This is a genomic window from Streptomyces sp. NPDC001480 (assembly GCF_042894725.1).
Lineage (GTDB): Bacteria > Actinomycetota > Actinomycetes > Streptomycetales > Streptomycetaceae > Streptomyces.
Genome location: NZ_JBIAVX010000002.1, coordinates 703,233 through 721,708, shown reverse-complemented (window position 1 = coordinate 721,708; position 18,476 = coordinate 703,233). Strand labels below are relative to the sequence as shown.

The window sequence follows — 18,476 nt, the reverse complement described above, 5'->3', positions numbered from 1 at the left end:
CCGGATCTGGAAGCCAGGTAACTGGTGGAGGTGACCGGTACTAATAGGCCGAGGGCTTGTCCTCAGTTGCTCGCGTCCACTGTGTTAGTTCTGAGACAACGACCGTTGCCGGTTGTTTGTTTCATAGTGTTTCGGTGGTCATAGCGTGAGGGAAACGCCCGGTTACATTCCGAACCCGGAAGCTAAGCCTCACAGCGCCGATGGTACTGCAGGGGGGACCCTGTGGGAGAGTAGGACACCGCCGAACTCCTTTTATAGCTCTGGCTCCTGGGCATCGGCCCAGGAGCCAGAGCTTTTTTGCGTTGAGGTAAGGTCAGGGGGCATCGTTGGTACGTTTCCCACAGGAGGCCCCCGGGTGGAGGTCCAGGAGACCCGCGTCCAGACGGACCGGGTCCTCACCATCCCGAACATCCTCAGCATGGCGCGGCTCGTCGGCGTACCCCTCTTCCTGTGGCTGATTCTCCGGCCGGAGTTCGGGGGTCCCAACAGCGACGGCTGGGCGCTGCTCGTGCTGGCCCTGAGCGGGATCAGTGACTATCTGGACGGCAAGCTCGCGCGGCGCTGGAACCAGATCAGCAGCCTCGGCCGGCTGCTTGATCCCGCCGCGGACCGGCTCTACGTTCTGTCCACGCTGGTCGGACTCACCTGGCGGGAGATCCTGCCGGTGTGGCTGACAGCAGCGCTCCTGTTGCGAGAGCTGGTTCTCCTGGTGATGGTGGGCATCCTCAGGCGGCACGGCTATCCACCGCCGCAGGTGAACTTCCTGGGGAAGGCAGCGACCTTCAACCTGATGTACGCCTTCCCCCTGTTGCTGCTCAGTGACGGACACGGATGGATCTCGTCACTCGCTGCTATTTTCGGATGGGCGTTCGCAGGGTGGGGTACAACCCTGTATTGGTGGGCAGGAGTGCTCTACGTGGTCCAAGTCCGCCGTCTGGTTCGTGCGGACGCCATGGCCGGCTGAACTCGCCGATTGTCCGGACGTAGAGGCTTGCGATGGCCCGCGACGGAAAAGTGCGGGACAATCTGGACGGGTGAAGTCGGCTGGACCGTCGTCTCTTAGAGGAGGACGCTTCCGACATGAAGGCCGTCGTGATGGCCGGTGGTGAAGGCACTCGCCTTCGCCCTATGACCTCGAGCATGCCCAAGCCGCTCCTGCCCGTGGCGAACCGCCCGATCATGGAGCACGTACTGAGGCTGCTCAAAAGGCATGGGCTCACCGAGACCGTCGTCACCGTGCAGTTCCTGGCTTCACTCGTCAAGAACTACTTCGGTGACGGCGAAGAGCTCGGAATGGAGCTCACGTATGCCAATGAGGAGAAGCCACTCGGTACCGCCGGAAGCGTCAAGAACGCCGAAGAGGCGTTGAAGGACGATGCCTTCCTTGTCATCTCCGGCGATGCCCTGACCGACTTCGACCTCACCGAGCTGATCAATTTCCACAAGGAAAAGGGCGCGCTGGTCACCGTCTGCCTGACGCGTGTGCCCAATCCGCTGGAGTTCGGCATCACCATCGTCGACGAGGAAGGCAAGGTCGAGCGTTTCCTCGAGAAGCCGACCTGGGGACAGGTCTTCTCGGACACCGTGAACACGGGCATCTACGTGATGGAGCCCGAGGTCTTCGACTATGTCGAGCCCGATGTCCCCGTGGACTGGTCCGGTGACGTCTTCCCGCAGCTGATGAAGGACGGCAAGCTGGTCTACGGCTATGTCGCCGAGGGCTACTGGGAGGACGTCGGTACCCACGAGTCCTATGTGAAGGCACAGGCCGACGTGCTCGAGGGCAAGGTCGACGTCGATATCGACGGCTTCGAGATCTCCCCGGGCGTATGGGTGGCCGAAGGCGCCGAGGTGCACCCGGACGCCGTGCTCAGGGGGCCGCTCTACATCGGCGACTACGCCAAGGTCGAGGCGGGCGCGGAAATCCGGGAGCACACGGTCGTCGGCTCGAACGTGGTCGTCAAGAGCGGCGCCTTCCTGCACAAGGCCGTCGTGCACGACAACGTCTACGTCGGCCAGCACAGCAACCTGCGGGGCTGTGTCGTCGGCAAGAACACCGACATCATGCGTGCTGCCCGGATCGAGGACGGCGCGGTCATCGGTGACGAATGCCTGATCGGCGAAGAATCGATCGTGCAGGGCAACGTGCGGGTCTACCCGTTCAAGACGATCGAGGCCGGTGCCTTCGTCAACACCTCGGTCATCTGGGAGTCCAGGGGCCAGGCGCACCTGTTCGGCGCCCGCGGGGTCACCGGAATCCTGAACGTCGAGATCACGCCCGAGCTGGCGGTGCGGCTCGCCGGGGCCTATGCCACGACCCTCAAGAAGGGCTCCACCGTCACCACGGCCCGCGACCACTCCCGTGGTGCCCGTGCACTCAAGCGGGCGGTCATCTCCGCGCTCCAGGCCAGCGCCATCGACGTACGGGACCTGGAGAACGTACCGCTGCCGGTGGCCCGGCAGCAGACGGCTCGGGGCAGCGCCGGCGGGATCATGATCCGGACCTCTCCGGGTGTGCCGGACTCCGTCGACATCATGTTCTTCGACGGGAACGGAGCGGACCTCTCGCAGGGGAGCCAGCGCAAGCTGGACCGGGTGTTCGCGCGGCAGGAGTACCGGCGCGCGTTCCCGGGAGAGATCGGTGACCTGCACTTCCCGGCGAGCGTCTTCGACTCGTACACGGGGTCGCTGCTGCGGAACGTCGACACGACCGGGATCGCCGAATCGGGGCTGAAGGTCGTCGTGGACGCCTCCAACGGCAGCGCCGGGCTCGTGCTGCCCAGCCTGCTCGGCAAGCTCGGTGTGGACTCGCTGACCATCAACCCGGGTCTCGACGAGTCCCGGCCGACGGAGACCGCCGAGATGCGACGGGCGGGACTCGTGCGGCTCGGAGAGATCGTGGCGTCCTCCGGTGCCGCGTTCGGCGTCCGGTTCGACCCGGTGGGCGAGCGGCTGTCGCTCGTCGACGAGAAGGGCCGGATCATCGAGGACGACCGGGCGCTGCTCGTCATGCTGGATCTCGTGGCCGCCGAGCGGCGCAGCGGGCGTGTGGCGCTGCCGGTGACGACGACCAGGATCGCCGAGCAGGTTGCCGCGTACCACGGCACCCAGGTCGAGTGGACCACCACGTCTCCGGACGACCTCACGCGCGTGGGAGGCGAGGAAGGCACCATCTTCGGTGGTGACGGCAAGGGCGGGTTCATCGTCCCCGAGTTCAGCAGCGTCTACGACGGTGCGGCCGCCTTCGTACGGCTGATCGGGCTGGTGGGGCGTACTCAGCTCACCCTCAGCCAGATCGACGCCCGTATCCCGCGGGCGCACGTCCTGAAGCGGGATCTGGCGACTCCCTGGGCCGTCAAGGGACTGGTCATGCGCCGGGTCGTCGAGGCCGCCGGAGAACGCTACGTCGACACCACCGACGGTGTGCGGGTCGTGGAGACCGACGGGCGCTGGGTGATGGTGCTGCCCGACCCGGCCGAGGCGGTCACCCACCTGTGGGCGGAGGGGCCGGACGACGCCTCCGCGCAGGCCCTGCTCGACGAGTGGTCGGCGGTCGTGGACAGCGCCGGACGGTAGAAAACGCCGCACGCGCGCGTGCCGGACAAGTGTCCTCCAAGAGGGCCTGTCCGGCACGCGGGTGGGGCCGTTCGGAGGTACTGGCCGCGACATGCGACGATGTGCGGCATGCCGCAGCAACCCCCCATTCGGAGCACACCCTCGCGGCCCGCGCGTCCGGATGCCTCCATGTCGTTGATCACCAACGTCATGGACCACAGCCTCGACGACGGGTACGCCGAGGCCGCTGCCCGGAGGAAGGCGCAGGGCGAGTCGGGCGGCATGCCCAAGACGCTCCGGGCGAAGCTGGGTCTCGCCGCGGGTCTGGTCCTCGCGGCGCTCGTGGTGACCGTAGGGGCGGCACAGGCGCGTGTGGCCGCGCCCGTGGTCGCCAAGGAGCGCCAGGAGCTGATCGACCGCATCGACCGCGAGACGTCGGCGGCGGACAAGCTCGAGGGCGACGTGGACAAGCTGCGCGACGACGTCAGCGAGCGCCAGCGGGCGGCGCTGAAGAAGAGCGGCGGCAGCGGGCAGGCGGACCTGGCGGGCGTTCTGTCGGGCGCCACGGCAGTGCACGGGCCCGGCGTCAAGCTCGTCGTCAACGATGCCAAGGAAGCCACCAGCGGCGGCGACGGCAACCCGCGTGAGACCTCGGGCTTCTCCGACACCGGCCGGGTGCGCGACCGTGACATGCAGCGCGTGGTGAACGGGTTGTGGGCCTCGGGCGCCGAGGCCGTCTCCATCAACGGGCAGCGGTTGACCGCCCTGTCGGCGATCAGGGCCGCGGGTGACGCGATACTGGTCGACAACAAGCCGCTGGTGCCGCCCTACACGGTCCTGGCGGTGGGGGACGGGAAGAAGCTGAGCACCAGGTTCCAGAACAGCGCCGACGGGCTGTATCTGCACGCCCTGGAGCAGAACTACGGCATCCGGACCGGCATCTCCACCGAGAGCGACGTCCGGCTGCCCGCCGCACCGAGTGTGATCGTACGTACAGCACAGCCGAGCACTGAGAAGGGCACATCGTGATCGCCGTACTGGGCCTCGTCGTGGGAGTCGTGGCCGGCCTGTTGGTCCGGCCTGAGGTTCCGGCCGTCGTCGAGCCTTATCTGCCGATCGCCGTCGTCGCGGCGCTGGACGCCGTCTTCGGCGGCCTGCGGGCCATGCTCGACGGCATCTTCGACGACAAGGTCTTCGTGGTGTCGTTCCTCTCCAACGTGGTCGTGGCCGCGCTGATCGTGTTCCTGGGGGACAAGTTGGGCGTGGGCGCGCAGCTGTCCACCGGCGTCGTGGTGGTCCTCGGCATCCGCATCTTCTCCAACGCCGCGGCCATCCGGCGCCACGTGTTCCGGGCGTGACACAGATGAGCAACCAGGACGAGCAGCCGGAGAACAGGCTGCGCAAGGAACTGCCCGCCGAGGTGCCCGCGCCGGCCCCCGCGCCCGAGCAGCCCGCCGAGGAGAAGCCGCAGCAGGAGCGGCCGCAGGACGAGCAGCCCCAGCAGACGCTGACCGGTCGGCAGCGCCTGGTCCAGGGACTCTGGCCGCCACGTGTGAGCCGGGCCCAACTGATCGTCGCGATACTGCTTTTCGGCCTCGGTTTCGGTCTGGCCGTGCAGGTGGCGTCGAACAGTGACAGCGACAGCGCCCTGCGCGGCGCCCGCCAGGAGGATCTCGTCCGTATCCTCGATGAACTCGACGACCGAACTCAGCGTCTTGAGGACGAGAAGCAGGGACTGGACAAGCAGCGGCAGGAGCTTCAGAGCAGCTCCGACCAGGCCGCGGAGGCGCGCAGGCAGACCGCCGAGAAGGAGAAGCAACTCGGCATCCTCGCGGGCACCGTGGCGGCCGAGGGTCCCGGCATCACGATGACGATCGACGACACGAAGGGGACGGTCAAGGCGGACATGCTGCTCGACACGATCCAGGAGCTGCGCGCTGCCGGCGCGGAGGCGATCCAGGTGAACGGTGTCCGGGTCGTCGCCGGTACCTACCTCACTGACTCCGCCAAGAGCGTGAGCGTCGACGGGAACAAGATCAACGCCCCGTATCGTTTCAAGGTCATCGGCAAGCCGCAGGACCTCGAGCCGGCGCTCAACATTCCCGGGGGCGTGGTACAGACTCTTGAGAAGGAGCAGGCCACCGCGACGGTCGAGCGGTCGACCAAGATCGTCGTGAATGCCTTGCGACCGGCGAAGCAGCCTGACTACGCTCGGTCGTCCTCGCAGTGAACCGAGAGTGCATGCGGGACGTCCGGCAGGGGCATGAGGTTGCGGGGGGTCGACGCACCGAAGGGGTGGTGCGTGGTGGAAACTGTCTGGTGGCTACGGACGTTGTGAAGGTGTCCGGGTCGGCCGGTGTAGGCAATCAGGGTTCGTCCTGCCCCACGGGCGGGTCTGTTTCGGTCAAGGGGAATCGCCCGTGAAGTTGTTTGCGAAGTTGTTCGGCAAGAGCGCGCGAGAGGGCAGCGACAACGCGACCGCCCGCCATCGCGCACAGCCTGACGCAGAGGGTCAGCGCCCGCTGTTCCGCGACCAGGTGGCTGGTCCGGGCGGTGACATTTCCGGAGGTCAGGGCGCGCCGTCTGTTGACCCTGCCCAGCCCGGCGGCATAGGTTTCGGGCAACCGTCAACCTCAGGTACGGGTGGAGGGTTTGCCTCCGGCCCGTACGCGTCCAACGCTCCGGCGGGGCAGGAGGATCCGTCCATGTCGGTCCTGGTGTGTACGAGGTGCGGTAACCGCAACGCGGAGAACGCCCGCTTCTGTTCCAACTGCGGTGCGCCGCTGCGCCCCGGCGCCGTACCGGAGCGTGCGTCCGAGACCACGAGCACGATCTCCATCTCGGGCCTGGAGGCCTACGACGCGGAGGCGACCGGTCAGACGCCGATGCTCTCCCCGGAGGCGCAGGCGGCCGTCGACGCGCTGCCGATGGGCTCGGCGCTGCTGGTGGTGCGCCGTGGGCCGAACTCGGGCAGCCGCTTCCTGCTGGACAGCGAGCTGACCACGGCCGGGCGTCATCCGCAGAGCGACATCTTCCTGGACGACGTGACGGTCTCGCGTCGGCACGTGGAGTTCCGGCGTTCTGTGGACGGCTCCTTCACGGTGGCCGACGTGGGCAGCCTGAACGGCACGTACGTCAACCGCGAACGGATCGACCAGGTCGCTCTGTCGAACGGTGACGAGGTGCAGATCGGCAAGTACCGGCTGGTCTTCTACGCGAGCCGGCAGGGCATCTGACCCTCCCCCGGACGCCGTCCGGGGGAACCCCCCAGGGAAGGTCCATGCTTCGAACACCGAGCGGCGGTGCCGGGCACGGCACCGCCGCCGCGGACGGTGGGCTGATGAGCATCGGCACGGTGCTGAACGTGCTGCGCGAGGAGTTCCCCGAAGTCACGATCTCCAAGATCCGGTTCCTGGAGTCGGAGGGGCTGGTCGAGCCGCAGCGGACCCCTTCGGGGTACCGCAAGTTCAGTCCCGAGGACGTCGAGCGCCTCGGTCACGTCCTGAGGATGCAGCGGGACCACTATCTGCCGCTCAGGGTGATCCGCGAGCACCTGGACGCGATGGCGCGCGGCGAGGCCGTGCAGTTGCCGGTCGTGGGGCGTCAGCGCGGCGGCGAGACGGTGCTCGAGCCCGCGGAGGGGCCCACGGCCGCCCGCGTCGGACGGGCCGAGCTGCTGGCGGCCGCCGGGATCGACGAGAGCGATCTGAAGGAGTGGGAGTCGTACGGACTCCTCGCGCCTCTTGAGGGCGGGGTCTACGACGCGGAGGCCGTCACGGTGGCCTCCCTCGTCGCGGAGCTGGGGCGGTTCGGGATCGAGCCGCGCCACCTGCGGGTGATGAAGGCCGCCGCCGACCGCGAGGCCGGGCTGGTGGACCAGGTGGTCGCCCCGCTCAAGCGGCACCGCAATCCGCAGACCAGGGCGCACGCCGAGGCCCGTACGAAGGAACTGGCCGCGCTTACGGTGCGGCTGCACGCGGCCCTGGTGCAGACCGCGCTCGGGGTTCGGCTGCCTTGAGCGGCACTGGTGTGCGAGAGGCCGGATCGGGCGCCCGTTCCCGGCCCGACTACCCAAACATCCCGGGCACGGCCTAGGGTTGCTGTGTGAACGAGCTCGATGTCGTAGGTGTCCGGGTGGAAATGCCCTCCAACCAGCCGATCGTGCTCCTGCGTGAAGTGGGCGGCGATCGGTACCTCCCCATCTGGATCGGACCGGGGGAGGCGACGGCGATCGCCTTCGCCCAACAGGGCATGGCCCCCGCGCGACCGCTGACCCACGACCTGTTCAAGGACGTGCTGGAGGCCGTCGGCCAGGAGCTCACCGAAGTGCGCATCACGGATCTGCGTGAGGGCGTCTTCTACGCGGAGCTGGTGTTCGCCAGCGGGGTCGAGGTGAGTGCCCGCCCGTCCGACGCCATAGCACTGGCCCTGCGCACCGGGACGCCGATCTACGGCAGCGACACGGTGCTCGACGACGCGGGCATCGCGATCCCGGACGAGCAGGAGGACGAGGTGGAGAAGTTCCGCGAGTTCCTCGACCAGATCTCGCCCGAGGACTTCGGTACCAGCAGCCAGTGAGAGCGCCCTGGCGCTCCCCGTCGGCGCATTCGGCTAGCCTTTCCCCGCGGTGAGGTACGGTAAACCACTCTTAGGGTGATTATCACTCGGCGTGCCGAGTGTGGCGATCGTTGACGCACCCCCGGTGACTGCCTACCGTCGAGAAGGCAGGTCAAGGACGGAGGTCGGCGTGAGAAGCAGCGGCGACGGTACGGCTGGGGGTGCCCCCGGACGAGGTTTCGGGGAGAGCGGTCCGTACCCTCCCCCAGGCTCTCGGCTCCGCTCGGGCACGGGGTATCCCTCCCACGGTGGCGCGGCCGACCACGTTCCGCAGCGACCGACGGCCGTGCCGAGCGGCGGAGGGGCGGCGTCCATGGCGTCCGAGCAGATCGGCTACCGCGGTCCGACGGCCTGCGCGGCCGCCGGCATCACTTACCGGCAGCTCGACTACTGGGCCCGCACCGGCCTCGTCGAGCCGAGCGTGCGGCCCGCCTACGGGTCGGGCACACAGCGGCTGTACAGCTTCCGGGACGTCGTCGTCCTGAAGATCGTGAAGCGTTTTCTGGACACCGGCGTCTCGCTCCAGAACATCCGCACCGCCGTCCAGCACCTCAGGGAACGCGGTTTCCGTGACCTGGAGCGCATGACGCTGATGAGCGACGGCGCCACGGTCTACGAGTGCACGTCCCCCGACGAGGTCCACGCCCTGCTCCAGGGCGGCCAGGGGATCTTCGGGATCGCCGTGGGCGTGGTGTGGCGGGACGTGGAGAGCGCTCTCTCCCAGCTGCACGGAGAGCGCATCGACACCGGGGAGACGCTCGTCGGGCAGAACCCCGCCGACGAGCTGGCGCGGCGACGCAACCGGGCGGTCTGACCGCGCCCGCCGTGCCCGTCCCTCGGTGGCGAAGGACGCCGTGCGTCCCGCGTACGGGCTGCCGAGGCATTGTCAGTGGCGTGGTGCAGCATCGGAGATGTGAGAAACGCGCCCACGATCCTGCATCTCGACATGGATGCCTTCTTCGCCTCGGTGGAGCAGGCATCCAAGCCGAGCCTGCGCGGGAAGGCCGTCGTCGTGGGCGGGCTGGGGCCGCGCGGAGTGGTCGCCACCGCGTCGTACGAGGCACGGGTCTTCGGGGTGCACTCGGCGATGCCCATGGGCCAGGCGCGCCGGCTCGCCCCGAACGCCGCCTATCTCGTCCCGCGCTTCGGGCTGTACCGGTCGATCAGTGAACAGGTGATGGGCTTGCTGCGGGCACTGTCCCCGCTCGTCGAGCCGCTGAGCCTGGACGAGGCGTTCGTGGACCTGGAGGCGGGGGGAACGGCGCGGGACGAGGAATCGGCGCGGCTGGCCGGGGAGAAGCTGCGCGCGGACATACGGGCGGTCACCGGACTGACGGGGTCGGTGGGGCTCGCCGCCTCCAAGATGCTCGCGAAGATCGCCTCCGAGCAGGCCAAGCCGGACGGGCTGGTACTGATCGAGCCGGGGACGGAGCGGGCGATGCTGGGCCCGATGTCGGTACGGACGCTGCCCGGGGTGGGGCCGGCGACCGGGGACCATCTCAGACGCGCCGGGATCACCACGGTCGACGAACTCGCCGAGGCGGGCGAGGACGAGCTCGTACGGCTGCTGGGCAAGGCCCACGGTCAAGCCCTGTACGCCATGGCGCTTGCGCACGACGAACGGCCCGTGGTGGCGGAGCGGGAGGCCAAGTCGGTATCGGTCGAGGACACCTATGACGTCGACATCCACGACCGGCTCCGGGTCGGCCTGGAGGTGCGGCGACTCGCCGACCGGTGCGTGCGGCGGCTGCGCGACGCCGGGCTGTCAGGGCGGACCATCGTGCTGAAGGTGCGGCGGTACGACTTCTCGACACTGACCCGGTCGGAGACGCTGCGTGGGCCCACGGACGATCCGGCGGTCGTGCGGGAGGCGGCGGCCCGGCTGCTGGACTCCGTAGACACGACCGGTGGCGTACGGCTGCTCGGGGTGGGCGTGTCGGGTCTCGCCGACTACACGCAGGAGGACCTGTTCGCCCAGGCGGCGGGTGAGCTGGCGGAAACGGCCGCGGAGGAAGCGGTGCCCGAGCCCGTGGCGGAACAGCCGACACCGGGCGAGCGGCGCTGGCCCGCGGGGCACGACGTGCGGCATGCGGAGTGGGGGCACGGCTGGGTGCAGGGCAGCGGGCTCGGGCGGGTCACCGTGCGCTTCGAGACGCCCGGCTCGGAGCCCGGCCGCGTGCGGACCTTCCAGGTCGACGACCCGGCCCTGGAACCGGCGGATCCGCTGCCGTTGACCGCTCCGGCCGCTGTGAGCGGGCTCCATGGAGATGCGGCGGGCGCCGGGGGCGGAACGGCGGGGTCCGGGGGCGATGCGGAGATGTCAGGGAGTGATGCGGAGCGGGCTCCCATCGGTGCGGAGAGGCTCGGAAGGAGTGCGGACCGGCCCGAGAAAGGTGCGGGCGGACACGCGAGTGGTGCGGACCGGGCCGGAATCGGTGCGGAGGGATCGCAAAGCGGTGCCGGCACGCCCTGACGCGGTACGGATGAGTCCCTCCGCGGTGCGGACGGGGCTGAGGCGGACGAGGGATCGGGTGCGTGCCCGGGGCGGTACTCCGGGCGGAAGCGGCCGGCACAGGGCCGTTCTGTGGGGTATGACCGGCGGCTGCGGACGGGGCGGGTCGGGACGGGTCACTGCGCCGGTCCCGCCGTCTCGTCCGTGCCCGCCAAATGGCCGAAGTCGCGGTCCGGGGGCGGAGGAGACGAGGTCACGTCGAGGCCGTAGTGGTGGTAGAGCTGGAGTTCCTGTTCGGGCGAGAGATGGCGGCCGACGCCGAAATCGGGCGCGTCCTTGATGAGGGACCGGTCGAAGGGGACCCGGAGGGTGCCGTCGATCAGTTCGCTGGGCTCCAGTGGGACGAAGGCGTCCCTGGAGAACAGGCCAGTGCGTATGGCCGCCCACTCCGGCTCGCCGGTCGCGTCGTCGAGGTAGACCTCGTCGATCGTGCCGATCTTGTCGCCGTTGCGGTCGAACGCCTTGCGGCCGATCAGGTGGCGCGGATCGATGTCGGTTCGCACGGTCCCTCCTCTTGGTCGCAACTCATCCGTAAGCACTACAAAAGAGCACATTCACCAAGGTGGCCACTCGAAGGAACATGCGTTGACCTCGCTGGTACGCTGGCAAGCGGCTGCTGACCCCGTGCGGGAGAGTCCTCCGGACATCACCGGAGGCGCCGAAGGAGCAACTCCTCCCCGGAATCTCTCAGGCTCACGTACCGCACGGACGAGGTCACTCTGGAAAGCAGGGCGGTGTCTCGACGGCTTCCGCTCTCACCGACGGTGAAAGCCGGGGCCCTCGGGTGACCCGGTGAAGCTCTCAGGTTGAGATGACAGAGGGGGAGGCCGTCGGGGTACCCGCGCCGGGGTGCCCCTCGAAGGTCGCGTCAGACCAGGAGGCCTCCGCAATGACCGCCCACCGCACTCCGCTCTCCGAGCTCGAACAGGGCATCCCCTTCGAGCAGCGCCACATCGGGCCCGACCAGGAGGCGCGGGCCAAGATGCTCGCGCACGTCGGCTACGGCTCGCTCGACGAGCTGACCGCCGCCGCGGTGCCGGATGTGATCAAGAATGCCGACGCCCTGGACCTGCCGGGTGCCCGTACCGAGGCCGAGGTGCTCGCCGAGCTGCGTTCGCTCGCCGACCGCAACCAGGTCCTCGACTCGATGATCGGGCTCGGGTACTACGGGACCTTCACACCGCCCGTCATCCTGCGCAACGTGATGGAGAACCCGGCCTGGTACACCGCCTACACGCCGTACCAGCCGGAGATCTCGCAGGGACGGCTCGAGGCCCTGCTGAACTTCCAGACCATGGTCGCCGAGCTCACCGGGCTGCCGACCTCCGGTGCCTCGCTGCTCGACGAGGGCACGGCAGCGGCCGAGGCGATGGCACTCTCCCGGCGCATGGGCAGGAACAAGAAGGGCCTCTTCCTGGTCGACGCGGACGCGCTGCCGCAGACCATCGCCGTGATCCAGACCCGCGCCGAACCGACCGGCGTGGAGGTCGTGGTCGCCGACCTCAGCGAGGGCATCCCGGCCGAGGTCGCCGAGCGTGAGATCAACGGCGTGCTGATCCAGTACCCGGGCGCCTCCGGGGCCGTACGGGACATCAAGCCCGTCGTCGACCGGGCGCACGAGCTCGGCGCGCTCGTCACCGTCGCCGCCGACCTGCTGGCGCTGACCCTGCTCACCTCCCCGGGTGAGCTCGGCGCGGACATCGCGATCGGTACGACCCAGCGCTTCGGCGTGCCCATGGGCTTCGGCGGCCCCCACGCCGGCTACATGGCGGTGCACGAGAAGTTCGCCCGCAGCCTGCCCGGCCGCCTGGTGGGCGTGTCCGTCGACGCGGACGGCCACAAGGCCTACCGGCTGGCGCTTCAGACCCGCGAGCAGCACATCCGCCGTGAGAAGGCCACCAGCAACATCTGCACCGCCCAGGTGCTGCTCGCCGTCATGGCCGGCATGTACGCCGTCTACCACGGAGCCGAGGGCCTGAAGGTCATCGCGCGGCGCACCCACCGGTACGCCACCCTCCTGGCCGAGGGACTGCGGGCGGGGGGCGTCGAGGTCGCCCACGGAGCCTTCTTCGACACCGTCACCGCGCGTGTGCCCGGCCGGGCCGCCGAGGTCGTGTCCGCCGGCCGGGAGAACGGGGTCAACCTGCGGCTCGTCGACGCCGACCACGTCTCGGCCGCCTGTGACGAGACCACGACCCGCGCCCAGCTGAGCGCCGTATGGACGGCGTTCGGGGTCGAGGGGGACATCGAGGCGCTGGACGCGGCGAGCGCGGACGCCCTCCCCGAGGCACTGCTGCGCACCGACGACTACCTCGCCCACCCCGTCTTCCACCAGTACCGCTCCGAGACCGCGATGCTGCGCTACCTGCGCCGGCTCGCCGACCGCGACTACGCGCTCGACCGCGGCATGATCCCGCTGGGCTCCTGCACCATGAAGCTCAACGCGACCACGGAGATGGAGCCGGTCACCTGGCCCGAGTTCGGGCAGCTGCACCCCTTCGCGCCCGCCGAGCAGGCGCAGGGCTATCTCACGCTCATCCGTGAGCTGGAGGAGCGTCTCGCCGAGGTCACCGGATACGACAAGGTCTCGCTCCAGCCGAACGCCGGTTCGCAGGGCGAGTTCGCCGGCCTGCTCGCCGTACGCGGCTACCACCGCGCCAACGGTGACGACCAGCGCACCGTCTGCCTCATCCCGTCCTCCGCGCACGGCACCAACGCCGCCAGCGCCGTGATGGCGGGCATGAAGGTCGTCGTGGTGAAGACCGCCGGGGACGGCGAGATCGACGTCGAGGACCTGCGGGCGAAGATCGAGCAGTACCGTGACGAGCTGGCGGTGCTGATGATCACGTACCCGTCGACGCACGGCGTGTTCGAGGAGCACGTGGCCGACATCTGCGCCCGGGTCCACGACGCCGGCGGCCAGGTGTACGTCGACGGCGCCAACCTCAACGCGCTGGTCGGTCTCGCCAAGCCGGGCCACTTCGGCGGTGACGTCTCCCACCTCAACCTGCACAAGACGTTCTGCATCCCGCACGGTGGCGGCGGTCCCGGCGTCGGCCCCGTGGCCGTGCGCGAGCACCTTGCGCCCTACCTGCCGAACCACCCGCTCCAGCCGGCGGCCGGCCCCGAGACGGGCGTCGGTCCGATCTCGGCCGCGCCCTGGGGCTCGGCGGGCATCCTGCCGATCTCGTGGGCGTACGTCCGCCTGATGGGCGGCGAGGGCCTCAAGCGCGCCACCCAGGTGGCCGTGCTCTCCGCCAACTACATCGCCAAGCGCCTCGAGTCGCACTACCCGGTGCTCTACACCGGCCCGGGCGACCTGGTGGCGCACGAGTGCATCATCGACCTGCGCCCGCTGACCAAGGCGACCGGCGTTTCCGTGGACGACGTGGCCAAGCGGCTCATCGACTACGGCTTCCACGCGCCGACGATGTCCTTCCCGGTGGCCGGCACGCTGATGATCGAGCCGACCGAGTCGGAGGACCTGGCCGAGCTGGACCGGTTCTGCGACGCGATGATCGCGATCCACGCGGAGATCGAGAAGGTCGGCGCCGGCGAGTGGCCCGCCGAGGACAACCCGCTGCGGAACGCCCCGCACACCGCCGCCGCGCTCGGCGGGGAATGGAAGCACGGCTACAGCCGCCAAGAGGCCGTGTTCCCGGCCGGGGTCTCGGCCGCCGACAAGTACTGGCCGCCGGTGCGCCGCATCGACCAGGCCTTCGGCGACCGCAACCTCGTCTGCTCCTGCCCGCCGCTGGACGCGTACGAGGACTGAGCAAGCCGCAGGCCAGGCCCCTGGGCCCCGTCCGTGTCCGGGCGGGGCCCTTGCGCGTTCACGCCGTCGCCAGCGACACCTCGGTCGACTTGATCAGGACGACGACGTCGGAGCCCACGAAGAGGCCGAGGTCGGTGGCCGCCTCCTTCGTGATCGCCGCGGTGAGTTCGCCACCGTCCACGGTCACCCTCACCGAGGCCATGGCAGTTCCGATCGTGAGATGGGTGATGGTGCCGGGGACCTGGTTGCGGATCGAGAGGCCGTCGACCCGGCTGGTGGCCAGGGAGACCTCCGTCGCCTTCACCAGGGCGCGGACGGCGGCACCCGGGGCGAGCGCGAGCTCCTCGGCGGCCTCCGAAGTGATGGCCGCCGTGAGGCCCTGGCCACCGTCGAGGCGGACCTTGACGATGGTCATGACCTCCCCGGGGTGGACGGCGGTGACGGTGCCGGGAAGCTGGTTGCGGATGCTCAGGGTCATGGCCCCACACCGTAGTGGGCGAGGGCATTCAGGCAGGGTATATGCGGATTTGCGGCGTCGTCGGGTGCCCGGTGTCACACCCGGTCGATATGTACATTCGTCGACTTCACTCGGGCGGTGGCCTCCATGCCGACCTCCAGGCCCAGCTCCTCGACGGCCTCGCGGGTGAGCAGGGAGACCAGGCGGTGGGGCCCGGCCTGGATCTCGACCTGGGCCGCGACGTCGCCGAGCTTGATCGCGGTGACGATGCCGGGGAAGGCGTTGCGGACCGAGGTGTAGGAGGTGCCCGTGTCATCCTCGCCGCCGCCCGCCTTGGCGAGCTCGACGGAGAACGCGGCGAGGTCCTTGCCGTCGACGAGCCTCCGCCCCGCCTCGTCGCGATGGGTCGCCACCCGGCCCGCGTCCGCCCAGCGGCGGGCGGTGTCCGGGCTCACGCCGAGCAGCCGCGCCGCTTGGCCGATCGTGTAGGACTGCATGCCGGTCACGATAGGGCGAATGCGCTGGGGACCGTGGAGGGGGGTTGTCCGTTGGGTATAACGCGATATATCTTTAGTTCGCGTTCTTCTTGGTCATGGTCGCCGATCGGAAATCGGGGTGAGGGGCATGTCGGCTGAGCTGCGGGCCGCACACGCGGACCGGGACCGTGTCGTGGATGTGCTGACGGCCGCGGCGGGGGACGGCCGGCTGACGGGCGAGGAGCTCGACGAGCGGGTGGGTGCGGCCCTGGCCGCCCGGACCCTGGGCGAGCTGGCCGGGCTGACGTCCGATCTGCCGGAGGCGGCCGCGCCGGTCCCGGTCAAGGACGTGGTCCGGATCGAGCAGCAGGGCGGCTCCGCCCTGCGTGGTCAGGGCTGGGTGGTTCCACGGCGCCTGGAGATCGACTCGTCGTGGGGCGACGTGACGCTGGACTTCACCGGGGCGGTGATCGCACACGACACCCTGGGCATCGACCTGGACATGCGGGGCGGCACCCTGCGGCTGGTGACCCGGCCGGGAGTGGTCGTGGACACCGACTCCCTCGCGATCGGCTACGCGAAGATCCGGTCGCGTCCGGCGGTTGAGCCCGGGATACCGGTCGTCCTGCGCGTGGAGATACGCGGGCGGATGAGCTATGGCCGGGTCGTGACCGGGCCGCCGCGGCGCCGGTTCCTGCGGAGGGGGACGGCGGCCTGACCGCGGCCACCCGGTCCGACCAAGGGTCGTCCTCGCTGCCCGCAGGTCACCCGGTGTGGACGCGCGGCCGCCGTTCGCGGTTCGGTTCCGCTTCGCGCAGGACTTCCCGGGTGACGGGGGCGACCTCGCCCTGGCCGAAGAGGAAGAAGCGCAGGAAGTTGGCGAAGGGCGTGCCCTCGGTCCACTCGAAGTAGATGTGCGGGATGCAGCCCGTGGTGTCGCGGACGTGCAGGAGCAGGGCGGCGAGAGCGTTGGGGATGGAGGAGGACTCCAGGGTCAGGACGCGGTAGCGGTCGTGAAGCACCTCGCCGCGTACGGTCAGCTCCGCCTCGAACTCGGAGGGGTCGGTCACCGTGACCTCGACGAAGACGAAGTCCTCCTGGGCGGGGATGTCGTTGTCGGCCCGGATCTGCTCGATCTTGTCGCGGTACTCGGCCTTGTCCCGCCGATCGGGTTCATTGGCGATGAGCCGGATCTTGCGGCTGGCTATGTCGCGGACGAACCGCTGCGCCATGTCGTCCAGCGTCACCCGGGTCACGCGTAGTTCGAAGGCGCGGGCCAGCCGGGACAGCAGCGAGACCAGGATGATGCCGACGATGAAGCAGGCGCCGATCTTCACACCGTCCGGGCGCTCGATGACGTTCACGACCGTCGTGTAGAGGAAGACGGCGGAGATGGCGGCGAAGGCGATCGTCCATTTCCGCTGTCCCGCCTTGCGGGCGGCGATGGTGACGGCGATGGCGGCGGAGCTGATCAGGACCAGCACGCCGGTGGCGTAGGCGCCGCCCTGCGCGTCGACGTCGGCGTCGAAGATCCAGGTGACGAGGAAGGCGATGAGGATGAAGACGATGACCATCGGGCGGACGGCGCGCGCCCAGTGCGGGGCCATGCCGTAGCGGGGCAGGTAGCGCGGCATCAGGTTGAGCAGGCCGGCCATCGCGGAGGCGCCCGCGAACCACAGGATGGCGATCGTGGAGACGTCGTAGACCGTGCCGAATCCGTTGCCCAGGTACTCGTGGGCGAGGTAGGCGAGCGCGCGGCCGTTGGCCTGGCCGCCGGTCTTGAACTCCTGCTCCGGGATCAGGACCGTGGTGATGAAGCTGGTGGCGATCAGGAAGGCGCTCATGATGACGGCGGCGGCGGTCAGCAGTTTCTTCGTGTCGCGGATGCGGCCCTTGGGGTGCTCCTCGGTGTCGCTGTCGTCGCCCTGGACGTGTGGCATGACGGCGACGCCGGTCTCGAAGCCGGACAGGCCCAGGGCCAGCTTCGGGAAGACCAGCAGGGACAGGCCGATCATGACGAAGACGTTGCTGTGTTCCGTGGTCAGAGCGCTGGTCCAGTCGGTGACCACGTGCCCGGCCGTGGCGACGTGCCACAGACCGACGATCACCACGACGACGTTCAGCGCGAGGTAGATGCCGACCAGGGCGACGGCGACGCCGATCGCCTCCAGGAAGCCCTTGAGGAACACCGCGCCGAGCAGGGCCACCAGGAAGAGCGTGATCACCATCTGGTGGCCGTGGAGCGTGCTGGTCAGGTGCGGGTTCTCCACGAGGTGGGTGGAGGCGTCGGCGGCGGAGAGGGTGATGGTGATCAGGAAGTCGGTGGCCGCGAAGCCCAGCAGGGTGAGCACGAAGAGCTTGCCCTGCCAGAAGGAGAGCAGCCGCTCCAGCATCGCGATGGAACCCTCGCCCCGCGGGCTCTCCTCGGCCACCCGGCGGTAGACCGGCAGGGCGCCGGCCAAGGTGACCACGACCAGCACGACGGTCGCGATCGGCGACAGCAGTCCGGCGGCCAGGGCGGCGATGCCCGGCTGGTAGCCGAGGGTGGAGAAGTAGTCCACGCCGGTCAGGCACATCACCCGCCACCAGCGCTGACCCTTGTGCGGAGGCTCGGGCTCCGCGTGCGGTCCCGCGTGGCCGCCGGCCTTGCCCATGTCGGACAGACCCTCCAGCATCCAAGCGCGCAGGCGGCTGGGAGGAGGGTGTTCGGTCGTGACCATCGCCGTGCTCCTGGGTGGGGCTCAGTGGGTTTCCGGCCATCACTCGGACGGCGGCAATCAGCGTATGCGGAGAGTGACGCGTGGGCCTCTGATTCATGGGGTGGTGGGCGTCAAGCTTGCGTTAAGAACGGTCTGGGCGGACGGCGGCTGTGACGCTGCGTGCTCACAGGGCGGGCAACTCCGTGCGCCGCCGGCGGAGTTGATCGACGCCGCCGCCCTGGTCGATGGCGGTGCCGGGCGGGCCTGGCTGTCCCTGCTTCTGGGCGAGGCGCACCACTACGACCCCGGGTTGGCGGGGGAGTGGTGAGTGTGGTCGCCCGGATCGGGCCCGTCCGGCAGGGACTCGCGGCCCCGACACCGTTTC

General features: G+C 69.4%; 17 protein-coding genes, 1 rRNA gene and 1 riboswitch. Of the genes, 14 read left to right on the top strand and 4 right to left on the bottom strand.

Annotated features, from left to right (window positions below):
* Window positions 1–130 precede the first annotated feature (130 nt).
* The 11 genes from rrf (at window position 131) to ACFY01_RS07185 (ending at window position 10,645) form a co-directional block, all read left to right on the top strand.
* Window positions 131–247 (top strand): 5S ribosomal RNA (rrf, locus tag ACFY01_RS07235).
* Between the two features lie 108 nt (window positions 248–355).
* Window positions 356–964 carry a CDP-alcohol phosphatidyltransferase family protein gene (locus tag ACFY01_RS07230; protein ID WP_390734642.1) on the top strand — a complete coding sequence of 203 codons (609 nt, stop codon included), beginning with the start codon at window positions 356–358 and terminating at the stop codon, window positions 962–964.
* A 116-nt stretch (window positions 965–1,080) separates the two neighbouring features.
* Window positions 1,081–3,576, top strand: coding sequence for a sugar phosphate nucleotidyltransferase (locus ACFY01_RS07225; protein ID WP_390734641.1), 2,496 nt, complete (start codon window positions 1,081–1,083; stop codon window positions 3,574–3,576).
* A 168-nt stretch (window positions 3,577–3,744) separates the two neighbouring features.
* Window positions 3,745–4,584, top strand: a complete 840-nt coding sequence (locus ACFY01_RS07220) for a DUF881 domain-containing protein (RefSeq protein WP_390734640.1) — start codon at window positions 3,745–3,747, stop codon at window positions 4,582–4,584.
* On the top strand, window positions 4,581–4,913 hold the full coding sequence (locus ACFY01_RS07215) for a small basic family protein (protein ID WP_003988855.1): 333 nt from the start codon (window positions 4,581–4,583) through the stop codon (window positions 4,911–4,913). The genes ACFY01_RS07220 and ACFY01_RS07215 overlap by 4 nt, the downstream gene beginning before the upstream one ends.
* 5 nt (window positions 4,914–4,918) lie before the next feature.
* Window positions 4,919–5,785 carry a DUF881 domain-containing protein gene (locus tag ACFY01_RS07210; protein ID WP_390734639.1) on the top strand — a complete coding sequence of 289 codons (867 nt, stop codon included), beginning with the start codon at window positions 4,919–4,921 and terminating at the stop codon, window positions 5,783–5,785.
* Between the two features lie 190 nt (window positions 5,786–5,975).
* Window positions 5,976–6,791 carry an FHA domain-containing protein gene (locus ACFY01_RS07205; RefSeq protein WP_390734638.1) on the top strand — a complete coding sequence of 272 codons (816 nt, stop codon included), beginning with the start codon at window positions 5,976–5,978 and terminating at the stop codon, window positions 6,789–6,791.
* A 44-nt stretch (window positions 6,792–6,835) separates the two neighbouring features.
* Window positions 6,836–7,573 (top strand): MerR family transcriptional regulator, encoded by a 738-nt coding sequence (locus tag ACFY01_RS07200; protein ID WP_390734637.1) that lies wholly within the window; start codon window positions 6,836–6,838, stop codon window positions 7,571–7,573.
* A gap of 86 nt (window positions 7,574–7,659) precedes the next feature.
* Entirely contained in the window at window positions 7,660–8,133 is a 474-nt protein-coding gene (locus ACFY01_RS07195) for a bifunctional nuclease family protein (protein WP_026253112.1), read from the top strand.
* 169 nt (window positions 8,134–8,302) lie between these two features.
* Complete coding sequence (locus ACFY01_RS07190; protein WP_390734636.1) at window positions 8,303–8,986, top strand: MerR family transcriptional regulator; 684 nt, start codon at window positions 8,303–8,305, stop codon at window positions 8,984–8,986.
* Between the two features lie 99 nt (window positions 8,987–9,085).
* Window positions 9,086–10,645, top strand: a complete 1,560-nt coding sequence (locus ACFY01_RS07185) for a DNA polymerase IV (protein ID WP_390734635.1) — start codon at window positions 9,086–9,088, stop codon at window positions 10,643–10,645.
* Between the two features lie 155 nt (window positions 10,646–10,800).
* Here the strand turns inward: ACFY01_RS07185 and ACFY01_RS07180 are convergent, their stop codons facing one another.
* Window positions 10,801–11,187: a PRC-barrel domain-containing protein gene (locus tag ACFY01_RS07180; RefSeq protein ID WP_390734634.1), complete on the bottom strand. Its 387-nt coding sequence runs from the start codon at window positions 11,185–11,187 to the stop codon at window positions 10,801–10,803.
* A 114-nt stretch (window positions 11,188–11,301) separates the two neighbouring features.
* A riboswitch (glycine riboswitch) is annotated at window positions 11,302–11,397 on the top strand.
* A 176-nt stretch (window positions 11,398–11,573) separates the two neighbouring features.
* Here ACFY01_RS07180 and gcvP point away from each other — a divergent pair.
* Window positions 11,574–14,459 (top strand): aminomethyl-transferring glycine dehydrogenase, encoded by a 2,886-nt coding sequence (gene gcvP / locus ACFY01_RS07175; RefSeq protein ID WP_390734633.1) that lies wholly within the window; start codon window positions 11,574–11,576, stop codon window positions 14,457–14,459.
* 58 nt (window positions 14,460–14,517) lie between these two features.
* Here the strand turns inward: gcvP and ACFY01_RS07170 are convergent, their stop codons facing one another.
* Together ACFY01_RS07170 and ACFY01_RS07165 are read right to left on the bottom strand one after the other, a co-directional pair.
* A complete protein-coding gene (locus tag ACFY01_RS07170; protein ID WP_390734632.1) occupies window positions 14,518–14,937 on the bottom strand; it encodes a molybdopterin-binding protein in 420 nt (139 codons plus the stop codon).
* Window positions 14,938–15,011: 74 nt separating this feature from the next.
* Window positions 15,012–15,413: a molybdopterin-binding protein gene (locus ACFY01_RS07165; RefSeq protein ID WP_390734631.1), complete on the bottom strand. Its 402-nt coding sequence runs from the start codon at window positions 15,411–15,413 to the stop codon at window positions 15,012–15,014.
* A 127-nt stretch (window positions 15,414–15,540) separates the two neighbouring features.
* Here ACFY01_RS07165 and ACFY01_RS07160 point away from each other — a divergent pair, with 127 nt between their 5' ends.
* The gene (locus ACFY01_RS07160; RefSeq protein ID WP_390734630.1) at window positions 15,541–16,110 is read left to right on the top strand and encodes a DUF1707 domain-containing protein; all 570 of its coding nucleotides are present in this window, start codon (window positions 15,541–15,543) and stop codon (window positions 16,108–16,110) included.
* Between the two features lie 46 nt (window positions 16,111–16,156).
* On the opposite strand, the gene ACFY01_RS07155 is transcribed toward ACFY01_RS07160, so the two are convergent.
* Window positions 16,157–18,112, bottom strand: coding sequence for an amino acid transporter (locus ACFY01_RS07155; RefSeq protein ID WP_390734629.1), 1,956 nt, complete (start codon window positions 18,110–18,112; stop codon window positions 16,157–16,159).
* On the opposite strand from ACFY01_RS07155, the gene ACFY01_RS07150 reads away from it, so the two are divergent.
* A complete protein-coding gene (locus tag ACFY01_RS07150; protein ID WP_390734628.1) occupies window positions 18,105–18,419 on the top strand; it encodes a hypothetical protein in 315 nt (104 codons plus the stop codon). The genes ACFY01_RS07155 and ACFY01_RS07150 overlap by 8 nt on opposite strands.
* Window positions 18,420–18,476 lie beyond the last annotated feature (57 nt).